The sequence below is a fragment of the Granulicatella seriolae genome (genome assembly GCF_024543085.1).
GTDB classification, from domain to species: domain Bacteria; phylum Bacillota; class Bacilli; order Lactobacillales; family Aerococcaceae; genus Granulicatella; species Granulicatella seriolae.
This window is the reverse complement of the sequence record NZ_JANHNZ010000020.1, coordinates 1-3,846: the sequence shown is the minus strand read 5'-3', so window position 1 is coordinate 3,846 and position 3,846 is coordinate 1. Positions and strand designations below refer to the sequence as shown.

General features: G+C 33.9%; 4 protein-coding genes and 1 pseudogene. All 5 read left to right on the top strand.

Going from position 1 to position 3,846, the window contains the following annotated elements:
• A pseudogene (locus tag NPA36_RS10165) lies at positions 1-103 on the top strand (IS982 family transposase); the annotation flags it as partial.
• 20 nt (positions 104-123) lie between these two features.
• Positions 124-675: a restriction endonuclease subunit S gene (locus NPA36_RS10160; protein WP_328516877.1), complete on the top strand. Its 552-nt coding sequence runs from the start codon at positions 124-126 to the stop codon at positions 673-675.
• Between the two features lie 95 nt (positions 676-770).
• The gene (locus NPA36_RS10155; RefSeq protein ID WP_256946006.1) at positions 771-1,082 is read left to right on the top strand and encodes a DUF3847 domain-containing protein; all 312 of its coding nucleotides are present in this window, start codon (positions 771-773) and stop codon (positions 1,080-1,082) included.
• A 154-nt stretch (positions 1,083-1,236) separates the two neighbouring features.
• Entirely contained in the window at positions 1,237-2,865 is a 1,629-nt protein-coding gene (gene mobQ / locus NPA36_RS10150; protein ID WP_256946005.1) for a MobQ family relaxase, read from the top strand.
• A 422-nt stretch (positions 2,866-3,287) separates the two neighbouring features.
• Positions 3,288-3,728, top strand: coding sequence for an AAA family ATPase (locus NPA36_RS10145; protein ID WP_256946004.1), 441 nt, complete (start codon positions 3,288-3,290; stop codon positions 3,726-3,728).
• Positions 3,729-3,846: the final 118 nt, after the last annotated feature.

Sequence of the window (3,846 nt, the reverse complement as noted above, 5' to 3'; positions counted from 1 at the left end):
ACAATTAACGGTGCTTCTTTATAATCTATTGTTGATTGAAGCTCATAAAAGAGAGTATGGGACATTAAAATTTTCCATTGGTCTTGAATGTTTGGGTGGTTAATCAACTAGCACTATGGGTATATATATGAAATAGCGGTTTCTAGAGGTTTTGCTCTTGGTAAGCTATATGAAATTGAGTGGAAGGAATTTTGGATTGAAGATATAGCCGATATAAAATCAGGAAAGGATATTTATGAAAGAGAAAGAACCAGAGGAACTACTCCATATATCACAGCGACTGCTTCTAATAATGGGATAGGGTATTTTGTAGGTAATACTAATAACACTAAAGATGAAGGCGGTATTTCGGTTAATAGAAATGGTTCTGTAGGATACGCATTTTATCATCCTTATTCTGCATTATATGGAAATGATACAAGAAAATTAATTTCTAAAGCAAAAGATAAACATGTATCACTATTTATAACAAGAGCCATTGTTAATCAAAAAGATAAATATGGATATGGATATAAAATGGGAACAGGAAGATTGAAACGACAAAAAATTTTACTTCCAGTGGATGAAAAAGGGCAACCAAATTATCGATATATGAAAGAATATATGCAAATAAAAGAGATAAAAGAGCAGTATAAGGTGTTAACTTTTTATTATGGAAAGTTGCATGAGAATTGAGATAAAGATTTGATGATTAGTCATTATTTATGAACAGGAGCGATTGGAGAAATCTAGTCGCTTTTTATATGCCCGAAAGAAAGAAGGTGATTAAATTGGGTGAACTTCAAGAAGTAAAACAAACGATAAAAAAACTTGAAAATGAACGTGAGGAAACGGAAAAAAAGATTCAGCAATTAGACAATCAAGTGAAACGGATCATGAAACAGGACAAGGAAAAGGAGCGAAGACAGAGAACAAAACGCTTAATCGAGCGAGGAGCTATCCTTGAAAGTGTCATTGATAATGCAGTGGGATTTTCTAATGACGAGATACAACGGTTAGTTCAATTTGCTTTTCAAAATGAGCAAGTACAAGCAAAAATCAAAGAGAAAGTGTTAGAGCAAAATACAGAGGAAATCCCTTAGTTTCTAAGGGCGCAATTATACACCCTAATAGGTGTCATTGCGATCTGCGATGCTTAGACCCTTGCAGGGAGCAATTTAAAGTGAACTTTGTAGTGAGAGTAGATAATCTGTCTGCTCTTTTTTTATTGTTCAGAATCAGAAAGGAGTTGATGAAATGGCAGATGCATTTCATTTTTCAGTAAACATTATTTCAAGAGGAAAAGGTAAATCAGCAGTAGCAAGTGCTGCTTATATCTCTGGTGAAAAAATTACTAATGAGTGGGACGGAATTACCCATGACTATAGGAGAAAACAGGGAGTTATTTATAAAGATATCTTGCTACCTGAACACGTACCAATAGAATTAAAAGATAGAAGTAAATTGTGGAATAGCATTGAATTGTTCGAGAAGAATTCGAATGCACAGATGGCGAGAAATTTTATTATTGCCTTACCAAAAGAGTTGCCTTTAGAAGAAAACAAGGAACTCATAAAAGATTTTATTGAAGAGAGCCTACTATCACAGGGGATGATTGTTGACTACGCAATCCATTCAGAAAGTAAAGAAGGAAATCAAAATATCCATGCTCATATAATGGCGATTGTTAGACCCATTGATGAACATGGTATGTGGCAAGCTAAAAGCAAAAAAGAATATATTTTTGATGAAAAAGGAGAGCCAGTTCTAACAAAAAGTGGTGCTAAGAAATCTCGAAAGATTGAATTAACAACATGGAATGATAGAGGAAATGTTGAAAAATGGCGAGAGAGTTTTTCTAATCTATGTAATGAACATCTTGAGAAAAGCGGCCAAGAAAAACGTGTTGACCATCGTTCTTTCAAACGACAAGAAATAGACCAGATCCCAACCATTCATATGGGAGCGGCTGCTAGTAGCATGGAAAGAAAAGGCATACCAACAGAAAAAGGAAGTGTCAATCGAGAAATCAAAAAACAGAATGGTTTAATCAAATCAATCAAAGAAGAAATTAAGCGTCTGACAGAGTGGCTAGAGGGATTTTCCAAACGACTTCAAGCTAGTTTAGATGGCTATAAGGAGCAAAAGAAATCTGAAATAGAAAACAAGTCTGAACTCTTTGACCTCTATGAATATTTAACTTTTTATCAAGAAATGCAGACGAAAGAGAGCCATCATCTGAAATACTATGCTAAACAAAATAAGAACCTCTATGACCTGAAAAAATTTTCTCAAGGGGTTTTATACCTAAGAGAGAATAACTTAAAAACAATAGCCGATTTACAAGGTCAGATTGATATTCTAAAAACCAAGAACAGAAAAAACTTCAAAGCAATCAAGACGAAAACGGAAAGAATTGAAGTCTTGAATCAATGTTTGAAGTATGGAGAAATCATCAAAGCTAATGCTCCAATTTATGATGAATACCAATCTAAAAAACTGTTCAAGGAGAATTTTTATAAGGAAAATCAACAAGCTATTGATAAGTGCGAACGTGCAAGAAATCAGATTAAAAATCGTACTGGTGGTTCAGTGGTTAAAGCAGGTGAATGGCAAGCTGAGATAAAAAAACTGGAAGAAGAAATCCAGGCACTGAATAATTCGTCAATGCTTATCAAAGAAGAATATCAGCAAATCAATCACATTAAATATGCAGTAGATCATGTCAATAAGGAATATGGTATTGAACTATCCATTGAAATTGATAAGGCAATTAAACGAGGAGATAAGCCAAGTGTAATAAAACAGATCCAGGCATTCAAAGAACAACAACAAAAGGATGAGCAATATCGTCAAAAAGCTAAAGAGAAAAATCAAGAACGGTGATGAAGCCATATAATAGGACTCTGTTTGTTTTTAGGAATGAAAAAGTGGTCAATTATGTTTAGTTAGAAAGACTTTGCCTAATTCGAAGGTTTACTTCATTGTTAGAGGAAAATAAATCAGTTGTCCTGTCCATGGGAATGGGATAAACTGTTTCCAAAAGACACTAGAGAAGGTGGAAAAAGAAGTGTCTTCATATTAGATGGTGTGCATCCAAAATTATTGATTAGGTTATCCATACATATTGATGGAAAGCCTATAATCGAATGATATTTTTTAAGTCAAAAACCATAGATTTCTTATTTAAAAAAGATTATTCACACTAAACTCCACTTAAGCTGTGATTAGTGTAAGTGTATGACGAATTAACCATTTTCCCCAAATGTTTATTTTTACCTCAATCTAAGTGAAAGGAGCATGAATAGATGATTAAAAGTATAACAATACATGGTCTGAGAGGATTTGGAGAGGAACGAACAATTCAATTTGCAATTCCAAATGGTAATCCAGGTGGAGGTATTACTATCTTAGTTGGAGCAAACAATTCTGGCAAAACGACAATTTTAGAAGCTCTGAGGGCTTTTAATGCGCAAAAAGATAATCCGCCATCTTTTTCTGAGCGTAAAAGAAACGTGAGATGCGAGAACGGAAAAGTCCATTTAAAATTACAAACAGTAGATATTGGTGACTATGCGATTGATACAATCAGTGGTGGCGGCAGTTCAACTACAATAACTAAAATAGGAGCGGATGACGAATACTGGGAAGGCTCTAAAAGTTTCATTCTCCAATCGAGGCGTTTTGTAGAATATGAATTTCATCAGAGTTTCATGGAAAGATCCGATTATATTAGAAATCAGCGATAGCGTAAAATATTTTGTGTAAATAGAAATTTTAGGTAGATAAAAAGAAAGTCCATTCTGTAAAATTAAAGTTACCACAACCGAAATTTTATAGGAGGACTTTCTCATGACTAATTTTACT

What these genes read in the sequence shown, in the direction of transcription:
- mobQ (WP_256946005.1), top strand. Translation starts at nt 1,237, where the DNA reads ATGGCAGATGCATTTCATTTTTCAGTAAACATTATTTCAAGAGGAAAA.
- NPA36_RS10145 (WP_256946004.1), top strand. Translation starts at nt 3,288, where the DNA reads ATGATTAAAAGTATAACAATACATGGTCTGAGAGGATTTGGAGAGGAA.